The 20,670-nt window shown below is 61.0% G+C and carries 25 protein-coding genes and 1 riboswitch; of the genes, 7 read left to right on the forward strand and 18 right to left on the reverse strand.

Translation table 11 applies throughout. The features are described from left to right. Window positions 1-178: 178 nt before the first annotated feature. Genes QQJ98_RS15315 through QQJ98_RS15330 form a run of 4 tightly spaced genes read right to left on the reverse strand, consistent with a single transcriptional unit; the run spans window position 179 to window position 2,586 of the window. The gene (locus tag QQJ98_RS15315) at window positions 179-691 is read right to left on the reverse strand and encodes a GNAT family N-acetyltransferase (RefSeq protein ID WP_284326230.1); all 513 of its coding nucleotides are present in this window, start codon (window positions 689-691) and stop codon (window positions 179-181) included. Then, window positions 678-1,175, reverse strand: a complete 498-nt coding sequence (locus tag QQJ98_RS15320; protein WP_284326231.1) for a GreA/GreB family elongation factor — start codon at window positions 1,173-1,175, stop codon at window positions 678-680. Before QQJ98_RS15320 ends, QQJ98_RS15315 begins: the two co-directional genes overlap by 14 nt. Window positions 1,176-1,199: 24 nt before the next feature. Further along, a complete protein-coding gene (locus QQJ98_RS15325) occupies window positions 1,200-1,652 on the reverse strand; it encodes an NUDIX domain-containing protein (protein ID WP_284326232.1) in 453 nt (150 codons plus the stop codon). A gap of 40 nt (window positions 1,653-1,692) precedes the next feature. Further along, entirely contained in the window at window positions 1,693-2,586 is an 894-nt protein-coding gene (locus QQJ98_RS15330) for a DMT family transporter (protein ID WP_284326233.1), read from the reverse strand. 78 nt (window positions 2,587-2,664) lie between these two features. After that, window positions 2,665-2,798: riboswitch (FMN riboswitch) on the reverse strand. Window positions 2,799-2,896: 98 nt separating this feature from the next. Between QQJ98_RS15330 and QQJ98_RS15335 the strand changes: the two genes are divergently transcribed. From QQJ98_RS15335 to QQJ98_RS15345, 3 genes are all read left to right on the forward strand, one after another. After that, entirely contained in the window at window positions 2,897-3,634 is a 738-nt protein-coding gene (locus tag QQJ98_RS15335; protein ID WP_284326234.1) for an esterase/lipase family protein, read from the forward strand. Window positions 3,635-3,638: 4 nt separating this feature from the next. Then, entirely contained in the window at window positions 3,639-4,046 is a 408-nt protein-coding gene (locus QQJ98_RS15340) for a low affinity iron permease family protein (RefSeq protein ID WP_284326235.1), read from the forward strand. Between the two features lie 87 nt (window positions 4,047-4,133). Then, a complete protein-coding gene (locus tag QQJ98_RS15345; protein ID WP_284326236.1) occupies window positions 4,134-5,447 on the forward strand; it encodes a caspase family protein in 1,314 nt (437 codons plus the stop codon). 180 nt (window positions 5,448-5,627) lie between these two features. On the opposite strand, the gene QQJ98_RS15350 is transcribed toward QQJ98_RS15345, so the two are convergent. The 3 genes from QQJ98_RS15350 to QQJ98_RS15360 form a co-directional block, all read right to left on the reverse strand. Further along, complete coding sequence (locus QQJ98_RS15350; RefSeq protein ID WP_284326237.1) at window positions 5,628-6,698, reverse strand: 5-(carboxyamino)imidazole ribonucleotide synthase; 1,071 nt, start codon at window positions 6,696-6,698, stop codon at window positions 5,628-5,630. Continuing rightward, window positions 6,691-7,173 (reverse strand): 5-(carboxyamino)imidazole ribonucleotide mutase, encoded by a 483-nt coding sequence (purE, locus tag QQJ98_RS15355; RefSeq protein ID WP_284326238.1) that lies wholly within the window; start codon window positions 7,171-7,173, stop codon window positions 6,691-6,693. The genes QQJ98_RS15350 and purE overlap by 8 nt, the downstream gene beginning before the upstream one ends. 128 nt (window positions 7,174-7,301) lie before the next feature. Further along, window positions 7,302-7,520 carry a YdcH family protein gene (locus QQJ98_RS15360; protein WP_284326239.1) on the reverse strand — a complete coding sequence of 73 codons (219 nt, stop codon included), beginning with the start codon at window positions 7,518-7,520 and terminating at the stop codon, window positions 7,302-7,304. A gap of 205 nt (window positions 7,521-7,725) precedes the next feature. Here QQJ98_RS15360 and QQJ98_RS15365 point away from each other — a divergent pair, with 205 nt between their 5' ends. After that, window positions 7,726-8,139, forward strand: a complete 414-nt coding sequence (locus QQJ98_RS15365; RefSeq protein ID WP_284326240.1) for an Hsp20 family protein — start codon at window positions 7,726-7,728, stop codon at window positions 8,137-8,139. 12 nt (window positions 8,140-8,151) lie between these two features. Further along, window positions 8,152-8,379: a DUF1150 family protein gene (locus QQJ98_RS15370; RefSeq protein ID WP_284326241.1), complete on the forward strand. Its 228-nt coding sequence runs from the start codon at window positions 8,152-8,154 to the stop codon at window positions 8,377-8,379. A gap of 247 nt (window positions 8,380-8,626) precedes the next feature. Here the strand turns inward: QQJ98_RS15370 and trxB are convergent, their stop codons facing one another. Further along, window positions 8,627-9,589 (reverse strand): thioredoxin-disulfide reductase, encoded by a 963-nt coding sequence (gene trxB / locus QQJ98_RS15375; protein ID WP_284326242.1) that lies wholly within the window; start codon window positions 9,587-9,589, stop codon window positions 8,627-8,629. Window positions 9,590-9,813: 224 nt separating this feature from the next. On the opposite strand from trxB, the gene QQJ98_RS15380 reads away from it, so the two are divergent. After that, window positions 9,814-10,314 carry an Lrp/AsnC family transcriptional regulator gene (locus QQJ98_RS15380; protein ID WP_284326243.1) on the forward strand — a complete coding sequence of 167 codons (501 nt, stop codon included), beginning with the start codon at window positions 9,814-9,816 and terminating at the stop codon, window positions 10,312-10,314. 534 nt (window positions 10,315-10,848) lie between these two features. Here the strand turns inward: QQJ98_RS15380 and QQJ98_RS15385 are convergent. The 4 genes from QQJ98_RS15385 to lgt all read right to left on the reverse strand — a co-directional run bounded on the left by QQJ98_RS15385 (window position 10,849) and on the right by lgt (window position 13,836). Further along, window positions 10,849-10,992 carry a hypothetical protein gene (locus QQJ98_RS15385; protein ID WP_284326244.1) on the reverse strand — a complete coding sequence of 48 codons (144 nt, stop codon included), beginning with the start codon at window positions 10,990-10,992 and terminating at the stop codon, window positions 10,849-10,851. Window positions 10,993-11,132: 140 nt separating this feature from the next. Next, window positions 11,133-11,882 (reverse strand): peptidoglycan editing factor PgeF, encoded by a 750-nt coding sequence (pgeF, locus tag QQJ98_RS15390; protein WP_284326245.1) that lies wholly within the window; start codon window positions 11,880-11,882, stop codon window positions 11,133-11,135. After that, entirely contained in the window at window positions 11,882-12,931 is a 1,050-nt protein-coding gene (locus QQJ98_RS15395; protein WP_284326246.1) for a class I SAM-dependent methyltransferase, read from the reverse strand. The genes pgeF and QQJ98_RS15395 overlap by 1 nt, the downstream gene beginning before the upstream one ends. Beyond that, entirely contained in the window at window positions 12,928-13,836 is a 909-nt protein-coding gene (lgt, locus tag QQJ98_RS15400) for a prolipoprotein diacylglyceryl transferase (protein WP_284326247.1), read from the reverse strand. Before lgt ends, QQJ98_RS15395 begins: the two co-directional genes overlap by 4 nt. 146 nt (window positions 13,837-13,982) lie before the next feature. Between lgt and QQJ98_RS15405 the strand changes: the two genes are divergently transcribed. Beyond that, window positions 13,983-14,225: an accessory factor UbiK family protein gene (locus tag QQJ98_RS15405; protein WP_284326248.1), complete on the forward strand. Its 243-nt coding sequence runs from the start codon at window positions 13,983-13,985 to the stop codon at window positions 14,223-14,225. Window positions 14,226-14,350: 125 nt separating this feature from the next. Here QQJ98_RS15405 and mnhG read toward each other — a convergent pair whose 3' ends face one another. From mnhG to QQJ98_RS15435, 6 genes are read right to left on the reverse strand one after another with little or no spacing between them, the layout of a single operon-like run. Continuing rightward, the gene (gene mnhG, locus QQJ98_RS15410) at window positions 14,351-14,722 is read right to left on the reverse strand and encodes a monovalent cation/H(+) antiporter subunit G (protein WP_284326249.1); all 372 of its coding nucleotides are present in this window, start codon (window positions 14,720-14,722) and stop codon (window positions 14,351-14,353) included. Beyond that, window positions 14,719-15,000, reverse strand: a complete 282-nt coding sequence (locus QQJ98_RS15415; protein WP_284326250.1) for a K+/H+ antiporter subunit F — start codon at window positions 14,998-15,000, stop codon at window positions 14,719-14,721. Before QQJ98_RS15415 ends, mnhG begins: the two co-directional genes overlap by 4 nt. Next, window positions 14,997-15,485 (reverse strand): Na+/H+ antiporter subunit E, encoded by a 489-nt coding sequence (locus QQJ98_RS15420; protein ID WP_284326251.1) that lies wholly within the window; start codon window positions 15,483-15,485, stop codon window positions 14,997-14,999. The genes QQJ98_RS15415 and QQJ98_RS15420 overlap by 4 nt, the downstream gene beginning before the upstream one ends. Then, window positions 15,482-17,149 carry a monovalent cation/H+ antiporter subunit D gene (locus QQJ98_RS15425; protein WP_284326252.1) on the reverse strand — a complete coding sequence of 556 codons (1,668 nt, stop codon included), beginning with the start codon at window positions 17,147-17,149 and terminating at the stop codon, window positions 15,482-15,484. Before QQJ98_RS15425 ends, QQJ98_RS15420 begins: the two co-directional genes overlap by 4 nt. Continuing rightward, a complete protein-coding gene (locus QQJ98_RS15430; RefSeq protein ID WP_284326253.1) occupies window positions 17,146-17,490 on the reverse strand; it encodes a Na+/H+ antiporter subunit C in 345 nt (114 codons plus the stop codon). Before QQJ98_RS15430 ends, QQJ98_RS15425 begins: the two co-directional genes overlap by 4 nt. Then, window positions 17,490-20,375 (reverse strand): monovalent cation/H+ antiporter subunit A, encoded by a 2,886-nt coding sequence (locus QQJ98_RS15435; protein WP_284326254.1) that lies wholly within the window; start codon window positions 20,373-20,375, stop codon window positions 17,490-17,492. The genes QQJ98_RS15430 and QQJ98_RS15435 overlap by 1 nt, the downstream gene beginning before the upstream one ends. Window positions 20,376-20,670: the final 295 nt, after the last annotated feature.

The following is a 20,670-nucleotide window of genomic DNA, read 5'->3' on the forward strand; positions in this document are numbered from 1 at the left end:
AGTAGGCGTAAATGACCACCGGGCTCCGGTCGTGGCTGGATGAAAGACCAGTGGCAGGTCAAGTGCGATGCAGGGATTTTTTTTGAGTATTTGAAAAAGAGCAATGCAAAGGGATTTGCTTGGCTTGAAAGGCTCAGGTGCTGACCGCGACGTTCCGCGCAACCGGAGGCTTCGGCAATTATCCGGCCGGCTTAATCAAAGATTTGCAAAGCCTGTGCAGCAGGATGCTGCTGTCGGCGTCGCGGCGAGACAGGCCGGTGGGCGTGAAGCCTTCGCGCTGCCAAAAGCTGCGGCCACGCGGGTTGGTGTCGAGCACCGCAAGATACAGGTTTGGCGATCCGGCGGCGCGGGCGCGCTGTTCGACCTCAGTCAGCAACAGCGCGCCCGCGCCTTGACCGCGCAGGCGGGGGGCGAGCAGCATCAGGCCAAGATAGGCGTCTTGGCGCGTGGGAAAACCGAAGGAGAGTTCGGCGATGCCGGACAGAACAGGCTGGCCAGCGTAGTTCTGAAACAGGCCAAGATGGTGGCTGTCGGCGGGGTCGCAGTTTGGCGGGCAATCGGTGAAGAACGCGGCGGCCTTTTCGACGGGATTGCAGCCCCCTTCGGCCAGATGCCAGTAATCTTGCGCCTCGGTTTGCAGGGCGATCAGGGCGGCGCGGTCTTGGTCGGGATCAAGGTTACGGATCAGCATGGGCAATCTTGACAATCGTCAGCGGGCTTGCGCCCGAGGGTTTGCGCCAGATCACTTCGTCACCGATTTGCGCCCCCAGCAGGGCGCGGGCCAGTGGGGATTGTGGCGTTATGCGGTTCAGCCGCGCATCGGCTTCGTCTTCGCCCGTGATCTCGTAGCGGGTTTCGGTGCCATCTTCATCGGCAACGGTGATGCAGAGGCCGAAGGCTGCTTCGGTCAGCGGCAGGGTTGCGGGATTGCGAAGGATGGCTGTGCGCAGGCGGGCTTCGATGTAGCGGATGTCACGCTCGGCTGCCGCTTCGGGCAGTTTGTCGAGGCGGTCTGTGCGGGATTTAAGCGCTGCAAGTGTGGTTTGCAGCGCATGCAGGCGGCTTTGCAGGGCGGCAAGGCCGCGTGGGGTGACGTGGTTTGGATGCGGCGATTGCGGCAGATCGGGCAAAGGGTCGAGCGCGCCATCGCCTTCTTTGACGAAGGCCCTGCTCATCGCGGGTGGGGCATCACGGCTGGGTCATCGCACGATGACTTCCAGCGGATCATACAGAATGCCGGTGCCCCAGGCGGTGGCCAGAAGGCTGTCGGGCTTGAAACGGATGCGGCCGGATTCCAGATCGGCACGGCTGAAAAACCGGCGTTGGGTGACGACGCCTTCGGGGTCGCGCCAGCTTGCGTTGATCGCCCCCGCCGTGATGGTGCAGCGAAAGAAGATATCCACCTGATGAAAGCCCGACACCGGATCGTGGAACTCGTTGATCAGGGCGGGGGGGCCGACATGGACGGAAAGCCCGGTTTCTTCATGCACTTCGCGGGCAAGGTTGGTGGGCAGGGATGTGCCGGATTCCACACCGCCACCCGGCGCGCACCACAGATCAGAGCGCCCACCGGGATAGGCGTTGACCAGCAGCAACCGATCTTCATGCAAGATCAGCGCACGGGTGGCGAGGCGGGTCGGGCGTTTTGACATGGCCCTTAAGCTGAAGGCCATGTCGGGCAAGGTCAAGGGCTTATCCTGCCGCAGGGGAAGTTTGCAGCTGCCGCTCTGACCACAGCAGATACAGCGAGCCTGCAAGGATCAGCGCCACACCCAGCCAATAGGCCCCCTCGGGGGCGAAGCCCAGCACCAGCCAGCTGACCGCGATGTTGGAGAATAGTTTCAGATCATCAAAGGGTTGAACAAAGCCTGCATCGGCTGCGGCATAGGCAAGCGTCAGGAAATGCTGGGCTGCAAACATGATCGCACCGCCGAGGATCAGCAGGCCAAGCACCGCCCCGGTGGGCATTTCAAACCCTGCCTGCAGCGAGAACAGCCCGTTGATCGGGGTCAGCAGCAGCAGCAGCCACAAGGTGATGGCGGCTTGCGGCTCGGATCGGGTGAGGCGTTTGGTGATCAGCGAGGCGCCACCCCAGCAGATCGCGGCGGCGATCGGGTAGAGGCTGGCAGCACTCAGCCCGCCTTCCCAAGGGCGCAGCAGGATCATTGCGCCCGAAAAGCCGATCACCGCCGCAAGCCAGCGGTTCGCGCCGACATGCTCGCGCAAAAACACCGCAGCCCCGATCAGCACGAAGAACGGCGAGGTCATCACCAATGCCACGACATGCCAAGGTGCCATGCCTGCGGCGAAGGCCTGGGTGAAGGCCTGCACCCCCAGCACCGACAGCAGGATGCGCAAACCGTGCAGCAGCGGATGACGGGTCTTCAGGCTGGCAGCGCCCTGACGCCAGATCAAGGGCAGCGAAAACACCGTCGCAATCGCATATTGCCAGAATGCATCCGACTGCGGCTTGAAGCCCATCTTATAAGTCACGGTCCAGGTGATCGCATTGGCGCTTGCAAAGGCGATGCCCGCCAGCACCATGAACACGGCACCTTTCAGCGGTGCATTGGTCGTCTGATCCATGTCTGTCCTCCTTCAAGACCAACATCAATCAGGGGGATATGCTGCGCCAAAACCCATGCCGCGACGCGGACAGGCTGCGCAGATTCTCTTGCATCCGGACTATACCGTCGGCCCCGGAGTTACACCGGATCTGCTGTCCCACTGACCAAAGGCCAGTGGCGCTCGCGGGCTATACCGCCGGTGGGGAATTGCGCCCCGCCCTGAGAATGTCCGAAACAGCGCTCGGACGCCCGATGTCTAACACCACACTGTGCAGCCACAAGTCAGAAACCTTGCTTGCCCTGCACAACAGATGCGCTTTAATGCGGCGATGAAATGCACGTTAGTTTTCTTCTGTTTGACCGCGATTGCGCAGAGTTTTCCCGCACAGGCCGATTGCGTTGTGCTGTTGCACGGGCTGGCGCGCACCGAAACCTCGTTGATTGCGATGCAGGCAGCACTCGAAGCCAAGGGCCACAGGGTGATCAACGAAAGCTATCCCTCGACCCAAGCGCCGATTGCAGAATTGGCGGCAGGGGTGGGGTGGCGGGTGGCACAATGCCCCAAAGGCGCAAAGGTTGATTTCGTCACCCATTCGATGGGCGGGATTTTGGCGCGCTATTGGCTGGCCAATCATAAACCCGGCGTGATGGGCCGGGTGGTGATGCTGGCGCCGCCCAACCACGGATCGGAACTGGTCGATGCCTTTGGCGAGATCGCGGCGTTCGAGTGGATGAACGGCCCGGCGGGATTGCAACTGGGCACCGATGCGGCGGCAGTGCCGCACGCCTTGCCCGCGCCGGATTATCAGGTTGGCATCATCGCCGGAGATCAGTCGCTGAACCCGATCACCTCGGTGGTGATTCCGGGGCCGGACGATGGCAAAGTCTCGGTCGAAAGCACCTATCTGGCGGGGATGGCCGACCAGATCACCTTGCCGGTGACGCATACATTCATGATGCTGAACCCGGTTGTGATCGCGCAGACCGGGATTTTCCTCGACACCGGGCGCTTTGACCATGACTTAAGCTATACCGATGCGGTGGGCATCGCTTTGGGCAAGGAGTAACGCCATGGCCGCTTTGGGATATACGGAATTGGCCAAGGTGGTGGCGCGCTATTGCGGCCGTCCCAGCACCTTCATGCTGGCGGTGGGGGTGGTGGTGGTCTGGATCGTCACTGGCCCTTTGTTCAACTTTTCAGACACTTGGCAGTTGGTGATCAACACTGGCACCACGATTGTGACGTTTCTTATGGTGTTTCTGATCCAGAACACCCAAAACCGCGACACGCAGGCGATCCAGCTGAAACTGGATGAATTGATCCGCGCCACGGCGGGGGCGCATAACGCCCTGCTTGATCTGGAAGAGCTGGACGAGCGCGCGCTGGAAGGCTTTCGCAAGCGGTATGAGGCTTTGGCCACGCAGGCCCGCGCGCAAAAACAGGCGGGCGGCGTCGATACGGATTCGCCCGAAGCCTAAGCTGTCGCCGGGCTGGCAACAGAACGCTTTGCCGAAACCGGGTTTTCTGCTAAACTCTGCAGATATTTCACGGATAGGTTCAGGCTGATGTTTGATCGCGTTGCGCAATTTCTGCGGTTGTGCCTGTTTGGCGTGCTTTCGCTGGCGATGTTGCCTGCGGTGGCAGATGCTGCGGGCCGCAAGCTGGCTTTGGTGGTCGGCAATCAGGCATACACGCAGCTTCCGGGCCTGAACACGCCAGTGGATGATGCGCAAGCGGTGTCCAACGCGCTGCGCGATCTGGGCTTTGAAGTGACGTTGCTGACCGATGTGGGGCCAGCGGTGTTTCAGGCGGTTTTGGGCACCTTTACCAGTCAGGTGGATCAGGCCGACACGGTTTTGTTCTATTACGCGGGCCATGCGTTTCAGAAAGATGGCGTCAACCATCTGGTGCCTGTGAATGCGCGATTGGCCGATGCCAAGGCGCTCGATTCCGAAACATGGCGCTTGGATGATATTGCCAAGGCTTTGAAAGGGAAGACCAATCAGCTGTTGCTGTTCATCGACGCCTGCCGCGACAATCCCTTGCCAGAGGCGGTGCGATCGGTCGCAAGCGATGGTGGGTTGGCGCAGTTTGACGGCGGTGCTGGCACGTTTGTGGCCTTTGCGACCGCTCCCGGTCAGGTGGCGTGGGACAAGACCGATGGCGCGCTGAACAGCCCGTTCACCGCCGCTCTGCTCGCGCATATTACCAAGCCGGGGCAGAACATCTCTGATCTGATGATCAAAGTCCGCAATGATGTCGAGACTGCGACCAGCGGCAAGCAGACCCCGTGGGAGCAATCGTCGCTGCGCGAGCAGTTCTATTTCGTGCCGGGTGCAGAGCCTGCCGTGGAAGAGGCCCTGCCAGAGTTTGAGGTGGTGGCAGATCAGAACACAGCGCTTGTGCCACCGCCGGGAATTACCGTGATCGGTCAAACGGTTGCGGATACGCAACTGGCTTCTCTGGACAGTGACACCCGCAGCTTGAACGCAGCCCTGCCCGAAAATCTGGCGCTTGGCGTGCAGACAGAGCTTGACCGCATCGGCTGCTATGGCATGCGGGTTGATGGCGATTGGGGCAATGGATCGCGCCGCGCGATGGCAGCCTACTATGATGCCAAAAAGGTCGAACCGGGCGAGATGGAGCCGACCGAGGCGGTCTATCGCGCCTTGTTGGCCGAGCCGGAAAACACCTGCGAAAAGGCCGCAGTGGCGGTGAAAGCCCCGACCAAATCGCAACCGAAAGCCAGCACCAAGAAAGCGGCCACGACCACCAAAAAGGCCACCACGACCAAGAAAGCCGCAGCCCCCGTTGCCGCAGCCCCGGTGAAGAAAAAGCCGACCTGCAAATTCATGGTGATCGCCGTGGTCTGCTCGTAAAACCCGTTTGACTGGGCCAGCCCGACCTCTCAATGCGCTGGGCCCCGGTCATCCTCTCTGCAAAAATATCCCCGCCGGAGGCTTGCGCCCTCGCCACAGGCCAAACCTTAACAAATCGTTAAGCACCCCAGCCTAACCCGTTGATTTTGCACAAGTGCCAAGCCTGTCCACGCGTGGACATCAGCCTTTGCGGATCACCCGGTTGACATGGCCCATCTTGCGCCCAGCCCGCGCCTCGGCCTTGCCATACAGATGCACCGCGCAGTCATTCTCGCGCAAAATCTGCGGCAAACGCGCGATATCATCGCCGATCAGGTTTTCCATCACCACATCAGAATGTCGCGCGCCATCACCCAACGGCAGCCCCGCCACCGCGCGGATATGCTGCTCAAACTGATCGACAGCGCAGCCATTCTGGGTCCAATGCCCCGAATTATGCACCCGAGGCGCGATTTCATTGACGATCAGACCCTGCGGCGTCACGAACAACTCCACCCCCATCACGCCAACATAATCCAGCGCGTTCAGGATGCGGGCGGCGAGCAAAATCGCGTCGGACCGCAGCGAAGGCGACAATTTCGCGGGCAGGGTGGTGGTGTGCAGGATGCCGTCTTTATGCACGTTCTCGCCCGGATCATAGCACGCGACTGACCCATCAAGCCCCCGCGCCGCGATCACCGAAACCTCGTGGCTGAAGCTGATAAAGCCCTCCAACACCGAAGCCGCCCCCTTCATGCTGGCATGGGCCTCTGCCGCATCCTCCGCCGTCTTGATCCGCGCCTGCCCCTTGCCGTCATAGCCGAGCCGCGTGGTTTTCAGGATCGCAGGCGTGCCGATTGTCGCAATTGCGGCCTCTAGGTCGGGCAGGCTTTGCACCGCCGCATAGGGCGCGCAGGTCAGACCGAGGCTGGTGAGGAAGTCTTTCTCAAGGATACGATCCTGCGAGATCGCCAAAGCGCGACGGTTGGGGCGAATGGGGCGCAGCGCCTCCAAAGCATCCAGCGCGGCGGTGGGGATATTCTCGAATTCATAGGTGATCACATCGACCGAAGCCGCAAAGGCTTGCAGAGCCGCGATGTCATCATAACCGGCGGTGGTGACGGCATGGGCCACCTCTGCCGCGGGCGGGTGCGCGCTTGGCTCAAAAATATGGGTCTTGTAGCCCAGACGTGCCGCTGCAACCGACAGCATCCGGCCCAACTGGCCGCCGCCAAGGATGCCGATTGAAGACCCGAGGGGAAGGCTATTCATCTTTCGGCTCCTCTGGGATCGAGGCTGAGAGCGCATCGCGCCATGCATCCAGCCGTGCGGCAAGTGCTGCGTCCTGCAGCGCAAGGATACCTGCGGCCAGCAGGCCAGCATTGGCAGCCCCGGCAGCCCCGATCGCCATAGTGGCAACCGGATAGCCCTTTGGCATCTGCACGATGGAATACAGGCTGTCGACGCCCGACAAAGCCTTGGTTTGCACCGGCACCCCGATCACTGGCACGCGGGTTTTGCTGGCCATCATGCCGGGCAAATGCGCCGCCCCACCTGCGCCCGCGATGATCACCTGCACCCGGCCCGCCGCTGCTTTGCCATAGGCCCAAAGTCGGTCGGGGGTGCGATGCGCCGAGACGATCTTGGTCTCATAGCTGATCCCAAGTTGATCCAGCACAAGGGCCGCTTCTTTCATCGTCGGCCAGTCTGACTGGCTTCCCATGATGATCCCGACATCAACGGTCATTGGCACCTCCGGCATTTGCTGCGGACTTCATCGCAATGCGGACTTCTTACCGAAGCAGGCGGGGGAGGCAAGGAAAAGCCTTCGCTTCAAGCACAGGATGCGCTTTTCACGCACCAATCAGGCAGCGTTCAGGCCAGCAGATTGGGGATCAGCAAATCTTCGATCCGCACGATCTGGTCTTTCATCTGCAATTTCTGCTTTTTCAGCCGCCGCAGCGTCAGAATATCCGGGCGACCGCTGGTTTCCAGTGCATGCACAGCCTCATCCAGATCACGATGCTCGCGCCGCAGCACTTCCAGCTTTACGCGGAGCATGTCTTCAAAGTTCATCTCGGAGGAGGCATTCATGGCAGGACCGTATCCAGTCTTTTTGGCTTTCGCAAAGGATACAGTGATTCGGATGATTCCGGTGCGAAATTTCTGCATCAGGCTTTAAGTTTTCTTGAAACTGGCCCTACTTGCGGGCCATGCCGACTGCCCCCATATTGATCTTGTCGGGTGCCGCTGTCTGGGCCTGACACTTCAGTGTCGCTTGTTGCAAAGGGCATCGGTCATGACGAAACTTACTTTTGGCGCGCATCCCTTTCTTTTGGGATTTGAACAGCTGGAGCGTTTGGTAGAACGCACCGCGAAAACCGCGTCCGAGGGCTATCCGCCTTTTAACATCGAGGCGACCTCGGAGAACACCTACCGCATCACCCTCGCGGTGGCCGGATTTCGTGATGAAGATTTGGCGATTACGGTGGAAGATCGCCAGCTCGTGGTGCGCGGTCGGCAAAGTGATGATCTGGGCGAGCGGGTTTTCCTGCATCGCGGCATCGCAGCGCGGGCGTTCCAGCGCTCATTCGTGTTGGCGGATGGGGTAGAGGTTGCAGGTGCCGATCTGGATCACGGGCTGTTGCATATCGACCTGCGCCGGATGGTGCCAGACACGATTGTGCAGACCATTCGTATTGGCCGTAAATAAGGAGAGAATGTCATGGATGTGAAATTTGATGGCCTTGATGAGGCTGCGGACCGGATCGTTTACGTGCGTCCCATCGCGGTAGAAACCCTCCCGGAAAAGGTTCGCGCACAGATCAACGGCATGAAAACCGTCTATGCGGTGCATGGCGAGGATGGCGAGCAGCTGGCTTTAGTCGCCGACCGCGATCTGGCGTTCTCATTGGCGCGGCAGCACGATATGGCGCCGGTCAACGCGCATTGATGCATCTGCTGTGATGCGTCGTTTTGATCCGTTGCGCGGGTTGATGGCATGGAAAACCTGCCACAACCACTATATGTTGTGGATTTAAGCGCAAAACCGGCCAATAGACACAAGTGTGTCCCAGCGGGGACAGATCTTGAAGCCGCAGGGCCGTTGAAACCCGGCCAATAAAACCCCGCAGGATATGCGTGAAAAAGCAAAAGGCCGCGCAAATAGCGCGGCCTTTTGTTGGATAAACGTGGCGGCGCTATTCTGCCAGACCTTGGTTCTCGGCTTGCTCTTGCAGCCAGCGTTCCGCGTCCAGTGCCGCCATACAGCCCATGCCCGCCGAGGTGACGGCTTGGCGGTAAATGTGGTCGGTCAGATCGCCTGCGGCAAACACGCCGGGGATGGCGGTGCGGGTCGAACCTGCCTCAACCTTGACATAGCCGCCCTCAAACAACGGCAATTGGTCTTTCACCAGCTCTGAGGCGGGCGAGTGGCCGATGGCGACGAAAAAGCCATGGCAGGGCACGTCTTTGACTTCCCCAGTTTTCAGATTGCGGGTGCGGACGCCGGTGACCGAAGCCGGAGCGTCGCTGCCCAGCACTTCGGTGACTTCGCTGTCCCACAGCATTTCGATCTTGGGGTGTTTGAACAGCCGGTCTTGCATGATCTTTTCGGCGCGCAGCGTATCGCGGCGATGGATCAGCGTGACTTTGGTGGCAAAATTGGTCAGGAACAGCGCTTCTTCCACGGCGGTGTTGCCGCCGCCAATCACCACGACCTCTTTGCCGCGATAAAAGAAACCGTCGCAGGTGGCACAGGCCGACACACCAAAGCCTTTGTATTTCTCTTCCGAGGGCAGACCGAGCCATTTCGCCTGCGCGCCCGTGGCAAGGATGACCGCATCGGCGGTATAGGTGGTGCCGCTGTCAGCTTTTGCGGTGAAGGGGCGGTTTTGCAGATCAAGGCTGGTGATGTAATCGCTGATCACCTCGGCCCCCATCGCCTCGGCATGGGCCTGCATGTTGATCATCAGATCCGGGCCTTGGATGTGCTTTTCGCCGGGCCAGTTTTCAACCTCGGTGGTGATGGTCAACTGGCCGCCGGGTTGCAGACCCTGCACAAGGATCGGTTCCAGCATCGCACGGGCGGCATAAACGGCGGCGGTGTAGCCTGCCGGGCCGGAGCCTATGATCAGAACTTTGCTGTGGCGCGTGGTGGTCATGGTGCATCCCCGGTGAGTGTGGGGCTTGATATATGCGCTGGCGACGCGCGGGGGAAGGGCTGGCAAACGCATGGCGGGCTTGTGCGGCGCAGCGATGGGGCGGTGGTGCTGGTGGCGGAATTGTGCGGGCTGCCGGGGTTTGGCGAAAACATCTTGCGCGGTTGTGAAAGAATGTTGCGCAAAGCAGGCCATCGGCCTAGATACTGACAAAAAAGGAGGCCCGCATGGCCGGTAGCAAACTCGATCCGATCGACCGCCACATTTTGGCAGAGTTGCAGGCGGATGGTCGGATGACCAATGTGGAACTGGCCAGCCGGGTGGGGATTTCCGCGCCGCCGTGCCTGCGCCGGGTGCGCACGTTGGAAGAGGCGGGCTATATCAAGGGCTATCACGCCGATATTGACGCGCGCGAGATGGGGTTTGAGGTGCAGGTGTTCGCGATGGTGCGGCTGCAAAGTCAGGCCGAGGCGGATCTGTCAACCTTTGAAGGCCGGTGTCGGGCGTGGCCCCTGGTGCGCGAGTGCCATATGCTGAACGGCGAGATTGATTTCATCCTGAAATGCGTCGCGCCCGATCTGTCCAGCTTTCAGTCGTTTCTGACCGAGCAATTGTTGAAGGCCGAGAATGTGGCGAATGTGAAAACCTCGCTGGTGATCCGCTGCGCCAAAGACGAGCCGGGTCTGCCGTTTGACGTGCTGGAAGCGCGGCTGGCGAAACACGCCTGAGGCTGGCAAGTGGGGGGCGTTTTCTGAAGCCAGAAAACGTGCACGAATTCTGCTTTCAGAATTCGGCTTGGTGCCACGGCTCTGCACAGTGCCACGGCTCTGCACAGTGCCACGGCTCTGCACAGTGCCACGGGTCTGCACAAATGTTTAGGCGGCCCCTTGATGGTGTCAGAGAACACCGGGGCCGCCTTAACTGAGCATCATCCTCAATCCGGCTGTGGCCGAACTGGTGCGCTGAGGGGGGAGCCTGCTTTTGCAAGAGGTCTTACCACGCCCGCCACCGCCTGTTTTCACAGAGGGACATCTGTGAAGCAAAGATGGCGGAAACGCGACTGCGTGTCAAAGTTTATTCTTAATTGGCGCGCAGTTGCGCGTCGATCTTCATGCTATTGCCGCTATTGTTGCGGGATGCGGTGAAATCTTGTGGTTGTATGTTGGAAAATGAAAAAACGCCGGGGGTTGTTCCCTCGGCGTGTCTGCGAATCGGGCCTTTGTGGGCCAATGGTTTTGGGTCGATGTTCTTGGGTCGGTGTATTAGCGGGCGGCGAGTGCGCGCGGTTTGACCTCTGCCTTCACCGCTTCGGGGCGGCGGCGTTGGCCGCGGGCCCAAGGCAGCGCCACTTGCGGCTCGGTGCTGGCGGCGATTGCGGATTTCATCCAGCGCGGTTGTTTTTTCATCAGAGGCATCCTTTGCAGGTTTGTTCATGCGTTGGAGACAATCTGACCGGAATTTGCGGCAAGGATTGGACTGGAAGCAGGGGGGATTAAGGAAAGTTTGTGGTGAATTGCGGCAACCAGTGGCTAGCTTTCGCAGAGGCTTACAGCCGGATCACCGACAGCAGACGACCATAGTCGGCCTCGCCTGCATGGGTGGTGCGGCGGTATGAAAAGAACCGCGACGCATCGGAAAACGTGCAATGCCGGGTCCATTCGGCATGGCCGACACCCGCGGCGCGCAACCGCCATAGCCCATAGCCGGGCAGGTCGAACAACATGCGGTCCGCTTTGCCTTGGGCGAAGAAGCGGCGCGTTTCGGGGGTATCGTCGGTAAAGCTTTCAAAAAACTCTGGTCCGACCTCGTAGGCGGATTGGCTGATGCAGGGGCCGATCACAGCAGCGATATTGGCGCGGGTGGCACCAAGGGCTTCCATCGCGTCAATGGTGGCTTCCAGCACGCCCTCTTTTGCGCCGCGCCACCCCGCATGCGCGGCCCCGATCACGCCTGCTTTGGCATCGGCGAACAGCACGGGTTGGCAATCGGCGGTCAGGATCGCAAGGCCAAGGCCGGGGGTGGCGGTGACCATCGCATCGGCTTGTGGCCGCAATTTCAGCGGCGCTGTCACGGCCAAGGCGTCTGGTGAATGGACCTGATGCACAGAGACCAGATGATCGGGCGCCAAATCCAGCGCCTCGGCGACGCGGGTACGGTTGATCGCCACCGCTTCGGCCTGATCGGTCGATCCGGTGCCGCAGTTCAGCCCGGCAAAGATGCCAGAGGACGCACCGCCTTTGCGGGTGAAAAACCCGTGGCGGGGGCTCAGGGCGTCAGAGGTGATGATTTCGAGCATCAGGAAAATCCGGGGGGCTTGGCGGCATAGGATGGAAACAGCGCAAGGGCTTTGAACAGCTTTCCCATTTCCTCGGGCGCGGTCAAGCGGCGCGTGGCGGCATTATGCTGGGCAAGGGCCTCGCCCTGCAGCTTTGCGGCCAGTTGGGCGGCGCGGTGCTCGATGCCAAGTGCAGTGAGAAACTGCGCTTGGGTGGTGTAGGCGTAGGATTTGGCAGCGCTGGCAAGGGCCGCGAAATCGACATGGGCGGTCAGGTCTGCATTGCCGGGATCGGCGAGCGGATCGGTGAAGCGGTGAGCTTGCAGGGCCTGAAACGTATCCCCGCGTGAGATCCAATCGCCATAGTCAAGGATCAACGCCGCGCCACCGTGGCTTTCGATCTGGGCGGCGATGGTTTGCGCGATGGCGGGGGCTGCGGGGCAGATCTCAATCACATCGCCGGGGGCGGTATCGGCAAGGCGATGATCCAGCAAGGCAATCGGCGCAGGCGCTGATTTGCCCATGCAGAGCTGGTGGTTCGCAAGGCCGATCAGGGTTTCCGACCAGCCTTCTGGCGTCCGGGTGAATTGGCGAATTGGCAGGGCGTCGAAGAATTCGTTCGCGATGAAGTAAAGCGGGGTGTCGCCCGAGGGCAACTGGTCGGTCCACCGCACCGGATGTTCGCCCAAAGTGCTGCGCTGGCGGGCGCGTAGGGTGGCCGAGGCCTCGACCAGCAGCACTTCGGCTGCGGCATGAAAGCCGGGCACACGTTGGGTCGCGCGCAAAACGTCGGCCATCAGGGTGCCGCGACCGGGGCCAAGCTCGGCCAAAGTGAAGCGGGCGGGTGCGCCTTGGTCAAGCCAGCTTTGCGCAAGGCAAAGGCCCAACAACTCGCCAAACATTTGGCTGATCTCGGGCGCGGTGGTGAAATCACCCGATGCGCCGAACGGATCGCGGGTGGCATAGTAGCCGTGCTGCGGGTGCAGCAGGCAGTCAGCCATATATTCGGCCAGCGTGATCGGGCCGCTGGCCCTTATGCGTTGGATCAGCAGGGCGGCGAGCGGGGTCATGCGGCAGTGGTCGCCGGGGGCGGGAGGGCCACGGGTTTGGCGCGGGCGATGAACCAGATGCCTGCCGCGATCATCGGCAGGGTCAGGATCTGGCCCATGGTCAGCCCGTAACCTGCAACGTGAAAGGCAAGGCCCAGCGGGTTGCCCTCCGAGACGAATTGCGCGTCGGGTTGGCGGACGAATTCGACCAAAAAGCGCGACACTCCATAGCCCGCGAAAAACAGACCCGCGATTTTCCCCGGGGTTTTCAGCCAATCATAGCGCCAGACCAACAGGCTAAGGAGGATCAGCAGGATCAGACCTTCCAGCGCTGCTTCGTAAAGCTGGCTGGGATGACGGGCGCAGATCGTCAGCAGACCGGGGCAGGTTTGCGCGGCCTCGCCGGGAAAAGCCACGCCCCACGGCAGATCGGTGGGCCTGCCCCAGAGTTCAGCATTCACAAAATTGGCAAGGCGGCCCAGCAAAAGGCCAATCGGCACCACGGCAGCCATCAGATCGGCGGCGGGCAGCATCGGGATTTTCTCGCGCTTGCAAAACCAGATGCCCGCAACCATCACGCCAAGGAAGCCACCGTGGAAGGACATGCCGCCTTCCCAGACCCGCAGGATTTCGCTGGGGTTTTGCAGAAAATGGCCGGGCTGGTAGAAGATCACATAGCCCAAGCGCCCGCCTGCGATGACGCCAAAGATCACCCATGTCAGCAGACGCTCGACCTGCTCGGCGGTCATCGGGGCCGGGCCGGACCACAGCCGCGGCGTGTTGATCATGTGAACGATCAGCTTCCAGCCCAGCAGCAGGCCCGCGATATAGGCCAAGGCATACCAGCGCAAAGTCAGGCTCATCGGCCCCAAGGGGATCGAGAAAATATCCGGCGAGAGCCATGACGGGAACGGAATATAGGACATGCGGTTTCCTGCAGTTGCTTGCGCGTTGTCGGCAAGCCGGGCGGCTATGTCAACGCGGCAATGCGTCAGATCGCCTTCTTGTGTGACGTGCCTTGTGCGTGGGGGCGGGGCGGCTCATATAGAAGGCTAGCGAAAGGAGGCCCCTGATGACGGCCGGAAACAAATTCTTCGACGATATGTCCAAGTTGATGACCAATGCGATGGGCGTGGCGCAGGGTGCCAAGTCTGAGGCGGAGACCGCGATGAAGGGCTTCGTTGATCGCTGGATGGCGGATCGTGATTTCGTAACCCGCGAGGAATTCGACGCGGTGCGGCTGATGGCGCAGAAGGCTCGCGAAGAGAATATGGCGCTTGCGGCGCGTTTGGCGGCGCTTGAGGCCAAGGGTTAAGCGCGGGCCTGTCAGCCTGTTGTGGGCGGCTCTGGCGGGTGGCGGTGCTTGGGCGCGCCCGTCAGCCGCGCCTTCAGCATTGCTGCACCTTGCGGGCTGATCAACGCCCTGCACCTGCGGCGCGGTCAGGGTGTGTCTTCGCCCAAGGTTCTGCGGGCAATCTCTGGCAGTTCTGGCGCGTTTTCCTTGCGGTCGCGGTGGAGTGCGGCGCGGCCCAGCATCATCATGGTGACAGGCGTGGTGATCATCACGAACACCGCGATCACGGCCTCGTGCAGCGAGGGGCGACCTTCCAGCCACGAGAACAGCAAGATCGAGGCCAGCACGATTGCCGCCATGCCCCAGCCCGTGCCCAAGGTCGGCGCATGCAGGCGGTCGTAAAAGCTTTTAAGTTGCACAAGGCCGATGGTGCCGAGCAGGGTCAGCCCGCTGCCCAGAACCAACAGCAGCCCCACCGGGATCGCAAGCCAGAGCGGGACGGTTTCAAGATGGCTCATTCGATCACCTCGCCACGCAGCAGGAATTTCGCCATAGCCACGGTCGCAACAAAGCCGAGCACGCCGATCACCATCGCGGCCTCGAAGAAAAAGCTGCTGTTGGTGCGCATGCCGGTGACAAGGAACAGCAGCATCGCCGTGACGTACAGCGTATCAACGCCAATCACCCGGTCTTGGGCGCGCGGGCCACGGATGATACGATAGCACGCGCAGCCCGCCGCCAGTGCGAGACTGATCTGCGCAAAGCTGAGGGCTGCGAACAAGATGGCGGCGCTCATCCGAAAATCTCCAGAAGGGGGGCTTCGTAGCGGTTGCGGATCAGTCCCGACCAATCATCGCCATCGCGCAGATCGAACACATGCAGCAGCAAAAGCCCGCTGTCCTGATCATGCTCTAGCCATGCGGTGCCGGGCGTGGCGGTCAGGATGATGGCAAGCAGCGCCAAGCCATTGATGCTGCGCAACTCCAGCGGGATGCAGACAAAACCAGAGCGGCGCTTGCCGCCACGGCCATTGGTCAGGATTGCCCAAGCGACAGTGGCGTTGGATTTCAATATGTCCCAAGTCACGATGCAAAGCAGTTTTGCCAGCAGATCCCAGCGCCGCAAGCGCACCCGTCGTGGATGCAACGCCCCCATGGCCCAGCCTGCGATCAGGGCAATGGCCGCACCAAGCAGCAGATTTCCCAGCGAAAACCGGGTCAGCAGCAGCCACATGGCGGTCAGTGCCAAGGACAAGAGCGGATGCGGGAAAAATCGGCTCATGGTGTGTCGTCTTTCGGCTGATCGACGACGCGGGGGGCGGACATCACGCCCTCGGTGTAGATCGCAGGGGTCAGCAGGGCGCGGGCGGTGTCCTCCATATAGCGGATCGAGTGCTGGGCTTTGATGGTCAGCAACAAAATCATGCCGATCAGCACAATCACCGGAGCAATCTCTAGCGCCAGAACCTTTGGCGCGGCACCATCAGTCACCCAGAAGGTGCGGATGCCAATGCGGATCATGCCGATCAGGGTGGCAAGGCCCGACAGCAACAACAACGCCATGAAGCCCCAGATCAGCGGGGCGGCCACGCTGGATTGATCCAAGCCAGCGGAGAGCATGGCAAACTTGCCAAGAAAGCCGGAGAGAGGCGGCAGACCCGCCAGCACCAAAAGGCAGGCGCCAAAGCACAGGCCAAGAATGGTCAAAGTGCCGGGGATGGCAAAGCCGACCTCGGGTGCGCCGTCATCCTCGACATCATCCAGACCGTAAGCATCGGCGGTCAACGCCAGCATGGCGGCAATGCCGCCTTCTTCGCGGCTCATCGGTTCGATCAACAAAAATAACGCGCTGGTGGCAAGGGTAGAGCTGACCAGATAATAAAGCGCGCCTGCCAGCAGCGCGCTGCCAGCACCCATCAGGGCAAATCCGGTGACGGCCAAAGCGGTGCCAGAGGATATCAGCACCAGATGCGCTGCCATCCGACCCACGCCTTGCGAGGCCAGAACACCCAGAAAACCGAAGGTCACCGTGGCCATACCGCCTGCGATCAGCACCTCGGCACCGAAGCCCGCCGACGCTCCGGCCCCTGCGCCAAACAACAGCAGGGAGAGCCGCATCACCACATAGACGCCCACTTTGGTCATGATGGCGAACATGGCGGCGACGGGGGCGGCACCCGCCATGTAGGCGGTGGAGAGCCAGAACGACAGCGGCCACATCCCGGATTTGATCAGAAAGGCAATGCCCATCAGGGCGGCTGCTGCGTGCAGCAGGGGGCGGTCTGCGGCGGGCAGGTTGGGGATCACCAAGGAAAGCTGCGCCATGTTCAGCGTGCCTGTGACGCCATAGATCAGGCTGACCCCCAGCAGAAACAGCAAAGATGCGGTCAGGTTCACGGCGATGTAATGCAACCCGGCGCGCACCCGCAACTGGCCGCTGCCATGCAGCAACAGGCCATAAGACGCGGCCAGCAGCACTTCAAAGAACACGAAGAGATTGAACAGATCGCCGGTCAAAAACGCGCCGTTCAACCCCATCAGCAGGAACTGGAACAGAGACTGAAAGTGCTGGCCCTGCTTGTGCCAGCCCGCCGCCGAATAGATCAGCGCAGGCACCGCCAGCAATGCCGTCAGCATCAGCATCATGGCCGACAGCCTGTCCAGCACCAGCACGATGCCGAACGGCACCGCCCAATCGCCCAGCAGATAAAAGCCGATGCCGGTATCGCCCGGCAGATGGCTGCCCTTGGCGCGGTTCAACAGCTCAATGGAAACCAGCAGCAGTGCGAGGGCCGAGCCGATGCTGATGCCCAGCTTGGCGCGGCGCTGGCGTTCATCGTAAAGCAGCATCAAGGCCCCGGCGATGAACGGGATCAGGATGGGCGCGATCATCAGATGTTCGGGCGCGAAAAGATCGGGCGCAAAAAGATCGGAGGCGGGGTTCATTGCTCGCGCTCCTGCCCGTCAACGTGGTCGGTGCCGGTCATCCCGCGCGAGGCGATCATCACCACCAGAAACAGGGCTGTGGTGGCAAAGCTGATCACGATGGCGGTCAGCACCAAAGCCTGCGGCAAAGGATCGGCATAAGCGGTTGGATTGACGAAACCGCCCTTCGCCATGATCGGCGGTGCGCCAACGGTCAGCCGCCCCATCGAGAAAATGAACAGATTGACAGCATAGGACAGCAGGCACAGCCCAACGATCACCTGAAATGTGCGCGGGCGCAGCAAAAGCCAGATGCCGGAGGCTGCAAGGATGCCGATGGCTGTGGACAAAACAATCTCCATCACTCGGCCTCCGTCTCGGGTAGGGCTTCGTCTTGGGCGCGCAGACGGGCCGAGCGCAAGGACTGGTGGGCAATCGCAATCAGCATCAGCACGGTCGCGCCGACCACCAGCGCATAGACGCCGATATCGAACAAAAGCGCGGTGGCGGCGGGCACTTTGCCGATCAGCGGCAGGTTGAGATATTGCGCATGTGCGGTCAGGAACGGATAGCCGAACAGCCATGCGCCGATGCCAGTGCCGCCGGAAATCAACAGGCCCAGCCCCATCCAGCGGATGGGCAGGATGACGATATGGCTTTCGACCCAGCGCACATTCGCCGCGAGATATTGCAGCAGCAGCGCGATTGCCAAAGTGACGCCAGCGGAAAAGCCGCCTCCGGGCAGGTCATGGCCGCGGAAGAACAGATAGGCCGACATGACGATCATCGCGGGAAACATCCATTGCATGATCACCGAAGGCACGACGAGATAATCCTTCAACGCCTCTGCCGCTTCGCCAAGCTGCTCGGCGGGCATGCCTGCGCTTTCGGCGCCGGGGCGGAAGCGGCGCAGCAGGGCATAGACGGTTATCGCCACGACGGCCAGAACGCTGATCTCGCCAAAGGTGTCAAAGGCGCGGAAATCCACCAGAATGACATTCACAACGTTGGTGCCGCCGCCTTCGTAATAGGCATTGCGCAAGAACCAATCGCCGATGTTCGGGATCAGCGGGCGGGTCATCACCACATAGGCAATGCTGGCGATGCCAAAGCCAGAGATGCTTGCGATCACCAGATCAGCAATGCGCCGGGTGCGGGCGGGGCTAAGTTTATCGGCGGCGATTTCCTCGCGGCGTTTGGGCAGCCAGCGCAGACCCAACAGCAGCAGCACGGTTGTCACCACCTCGACCAGCAGTTGCGTCACGGCGAGATCGGGGGCGGAAAACCATGCAAAGGTCAGGCAGGTGACAACGCCCGCGCCGCCCAAAAGCGCGAGAGAGGCAAAACGGTGATATTTCGCCTGCCATGCCGCCCCAATCGCACAGGCGCATCCGATCGCCCACATGATCGCAAAAGCCAGATCAAAACTGGGCAGGTCGGGTTTTTGAAGCAGGGTCAGCCCGCGCCACAGCGTCAGCGATACGGCGGCGAAAGACAGCACTACGATCAGACGCAGCTGCGGTTGCAACCGTTCAGTCCCGAACAGGCGGTGCAGATCGCGCGGCCATTTCCAGCTGAAGGCCAACAGAAGCCGTTCAAAGATGCGCTGGGCCCGGATGCGGTGCAGGAAGGGCGGGCCCTCTGGTCCGGCGGCGATCTGTTTGGCCAGCAGGAAATAAAGCCCGCTGCCAAGCACAATGGCGATCAGGCTCATGATCATCGGAGTGTTAAAGCCGTGCCAGACCGCGATGCTGAAATAGGGCGTATCCGGCCCCAGCACCGAGCGTGCCGCCATGTTCAAAACCGGGCCAAGCGTCACTCCGGGCAGGATCCCCACCACAAGGCAGGTCAGCACCAACAGCTCAACCGGGCGGCGCATCCACGGGGTAGGCTCGTGCGGGGTTTTGGGCAGGTCGGTCGGGGCGGGGCCAAAGAACACCGTCATGATGAAGCGCAGCGAATAGGCGACCGCGAAGATGCTGGCGAAAGTTGCGAGGTAGGGCAGGGCATCATCAAGCCATGATCCATTGTGCCAGCTTGCCGCTTCGGCAAAAAACATCTCTTTCGACAGGAAGCCATTCAGCAATGGCACACCCGCCATCGCTGCCGCAGCCACGATGGCCAAGGTTCCGGTGACGGGCATCAATCGGATCAAACCACTCAGCCGGCGCATGTCGCGGGTACCGCTTTCGTGGTCGATGATCCCAGCGGCCATGAACAAAGAGGCTTTGAATACCGCGTGATTGGCGATGTGGAAGATTGCGGCGACGATCGCCCCGGTGCTGCCGATGCCCGCAAGGGCGGTGATAAGGCCAAGATGGCTGATGGTGGAATAGGCAAGCAAGCCCTTCAGATCATGGCGGAACAGCGCGATCACAGCCCCAATGATCAGGGTGGCCATGCCAGTGCCGGTGACGGCGAAAAACCATGCTTCGGTGCCACCCAGCGCAGGCGAGAAGCGCACAAGCAGGAACACGCCAGCCTTGACCATCGTGGCAGAATGAAGAAAGGCCGAGACCGGAGTGGGGGCGGCCATGGCGTTTGGCAGCCAGAAATGGAACGGAAACTGCGCGGATTTGGTAAAGGCTCCGATCAGGAACAGGGCGAGGACCGGCAGATACAGCGGATGTGCGCGGATCATCTCACCCGACGATAGCACGCGGTCCAGATCGTAACTGCCGACGATTTGCCCCAGCAACAGCATCGAAGCCAACAGACAGATGCCGCCCGTTGCGGTGACAATCAGCGCCATGCGGGCGCCGTCGCGGGCGGCCGGATTGTGGTTCCAATAGCCGATCAGCATGAAGGAGATCACGCTCGTCAGCTCCCAGAACACCACCAGCATGATGATGTTGCCTGACACCAGCATGCCGACCATCGCGCCGGTGAAGGCCAGCAAAAAGCAGTAAAACCGTGGCACCGGATCATTTTTCGACAGGTAATAGCGGGCGTAAATCACCACAAGCACGCCGATGCCCAGTACCAGCGTCACAAAAAGCCAAGCAAATCCGTCGATGCGGAAGTTCAGGTTCAAGCGCAGCGATGGCACCCATGTCACAACGCTGCGCAGCACGCGACCTTGCTCGATCTCGGGGTAGAGCACGGCCAGGATCATCAGGCCTGCGATCAGCACCGCGCCGGACAGCCAAGCGGCAGCATTATGGGCATGAACAGAGAGGGTTGCGGCAGCAATTGCCCCAGCAAAAGGCAGAAAAATAAGAAACAAGATCAGGTTTTGCTGTAACATGCCGGGCGTGCGTCTCTCTCTTTATGAGGCCGTGGTCCGCAGTCGCAAAACATCATACCCCGGTCACCCTGCGATTGGGGCGGCGATGGCATGTTGGTTTGGTATGGGAACCGATGCGTTAAATGAAGCGGAAACGTGGGGGGGTTCAACCCTATCTGCAAAGAAATCCGCGATTTGGGCACGATTTTCGTCAATTTGACGAGTGGTGCGACGCCACGACCTACCCGGCGCTTTTGCGGGGCGCTGTGGATGGTCGGCGATTGCGGGCTGGGCAGAGTTGCAGAAGGGGTGGTTG

Source organism: Cypionkella aquatica (assembly GCF_030161095.1).
Lineage (GTDB): Bacteria > Pseudomonadota > Alphaproteobacteria > Rhodobacterales > Rhodobacteraceae > Cypionkella > Cypionkella aquatica.

What these genes read in the sequence shown, in the direction of transcription:
- QQJ98_RS15435 (WP_284326254.1), bottom strand. Translation starts at nt 20,375, where the DNA reads ATGTTACAGCAAAACCTGATCTTGTTTCTTATTTTTCTGCCTTTTGCT.
- QQJ98_RS15380 (WP_284326243.1), top strand. Translation starts at nt 9,814, where the DNA reads ATGGCCGGTAGCAAACTCGATCCGATCGACCGCCACATTTTGGCAGAG.
- pgeF (WP_284326245.1), bottom strand. Translation starts at nt 11,882, where the DNA reads ATGCTCGAAATCATCACCTCTGACGCCCTGAGCCCCCGCCACGGGTTT.
- QQJ98_RS15360 (WP_284326239.1), bottom strand. Translation starts at nt 7,520, where the DNA reads ATGAATGCCTCCTCCGAGATGAACTTTGAAGACATGCTCCGCGTAAAG.
- QQJ98_RS15350 (WP_284326237.1), bottom strand. Translation starts at nt 6,698, where the DNA reads ATGAATAGCCTTCCCCTCGGGTCTTCAATCGGCATCCTTGGCGGCGGC.
- QQJ98_RS15385 (WP_284326244.1), bottom strand. Translation starts at nt 10,992, where the DNA reads ATGAAAAAACAACCGCGCTGGATGAAATCCGCAATCGCCGCCAGCACC.
- QQJ98_RS15365 (WP_284326240.1), top strand. Translation starts at nt 7,726, where the DNA reads ATGACGAAACTTACTTTTGGCGCGCATCCCTTTCTTTTGGGATTTGAA.
- QQJ98_RS15335 (WP_284326234.1), top strand. Translation starts at nt 2,897, where the DNA reads ATGAAATGCACGTTAGTTTTCTTCTGTTTGACCGCGATTGCGCAGAGT.
- lgt (WP_284326247.1), bottom strand. Translation starts at nt 13,836, where the DNA reads ATGTCCTATATTCCGTTCCCGTCATGGCTCTCGCCGGATATTTTCTCG.
- QQJ98_RS15320 (WP_284326231.1), bottom strand. Translation starts at nt 1,175, where the DNA reads ATGAGCAGGGCCTTCGTCAAAGAAGGCGATGGCGCGCTCGACCCTTTG.
- QQJ98_RS15420 (WP_284326251.1), bottom strand. Translation starts at nt 15,485, where the DNA reads ATGAGCCGATTTTTCCCGCATCCGCTCTTGTCCTTGGCACTGACCGCC.
- QQJ98_RS15415 (WP_284326250.1), bottom strand. Translation starts at nt 15,000, where the DNA reads ATGAGCGCCGCCATCTTGTTCGCAGCCCTCAGCTTTGCGCAGATCAGT.
- mnhG (WP_284326249.1), bottom strand. Translation starts at nt 14,722, where the DNA reads ATGAGCCATCTTGAAACCGTCCCGCTCTGGCTTGCGATCCCGGTGGGG.
- purE (WP_284326238.1), bottom strand. Translation starts at nt 7,173, where the DNA reads ATGACCGTTGATGTCGGGATCATCATGGGAAGCCAGTCAGACTGGCCG.
- QQJ98_RS15345 (WP_284326236.1), top strand. Translation starts at nt 4,134, where the DNA reads ATGTTTGATCGCGTTGCGCAATTTCTGCGGTTGTGCCTGTTTGGCGTG.
- QQJ98_RS15405 (WP_284326248.1), top strand. Translation starts at nt 13,983, where the DNA reads ATGACGGCCGGAAACAAATTCTTCGACGATATGTCCAAGTTGATGACC.
- QQJ98_RS15370 (WP_284326241.1), top strand. Translation starts at nt 8,152, where the DNA reads ATGGATGTGAAATTTGATGGCCTTGATGAGGCTGCGGACCGGATCGTT.
- QQJ98_RS15430 (WP_284326253.1), bottom strand. Translation starts at nt 17,490, where the DNA reads ATGGAGATTGTTTTGTCCACAGCCATCGGCATCCTTGCAGCCTCCGGC.
- QQJ98_RS15340 (WP_284326235.1), top strand. Translation starts at nt 3,639, where the DNA reads ATGGCCGCTTTGGGATATACGGAATTGGCCAAGGTGGTGGCGCGCTAT.
- QQJ98_RS15395 (WP_284326246.1), bottom strand. Translation starts at nt 12,931, where the DNA reads ATGACCCCGCTCGCCGCCCTGCTGATCCAACGCATAAGGGCCAGCGGC.
- QQJ98_RS15425 (WP_284326252.1), bottom strand. Translation starts at nt 17,149, where the DNA reads ATGAACCCCGCCTCCGATCTTTTTGCGCCCGATCTTTTCGCGCCCGAA.
- QQJ98_RS15325 (WP_284326232.1), bottom strand. Translation starts at nt 1,652, where the DNA reads ATGTCAAAACGCCCGACCCGCCTCGCCACCCGTGCGCTGATCTTGCAT.
- QQJ98_RS15330 (WP_284326233.1), bottom strand. Translation starts at nt 2,586, where the DNA reads ATGGATCAGACGACCAATGCACCGCTGAAAGGTGCCGTGTTCATGGTG.
- QQJ98_RS15315 (WP_284326230.1), bottom strand. Translation starts at nt 691, where the DNA reads ATGCTGATCCGTAACCTTGATCCCGACCAAGACCGCGCCGCCCTGATC.
- trxB (WP_284326242.1), bottom strand. Translation starts at nt 9,589, where the DNA reads ATGACCACCACGCGCCACAGCAAAGTTCTGATCATAGGCTCCGGCCCG.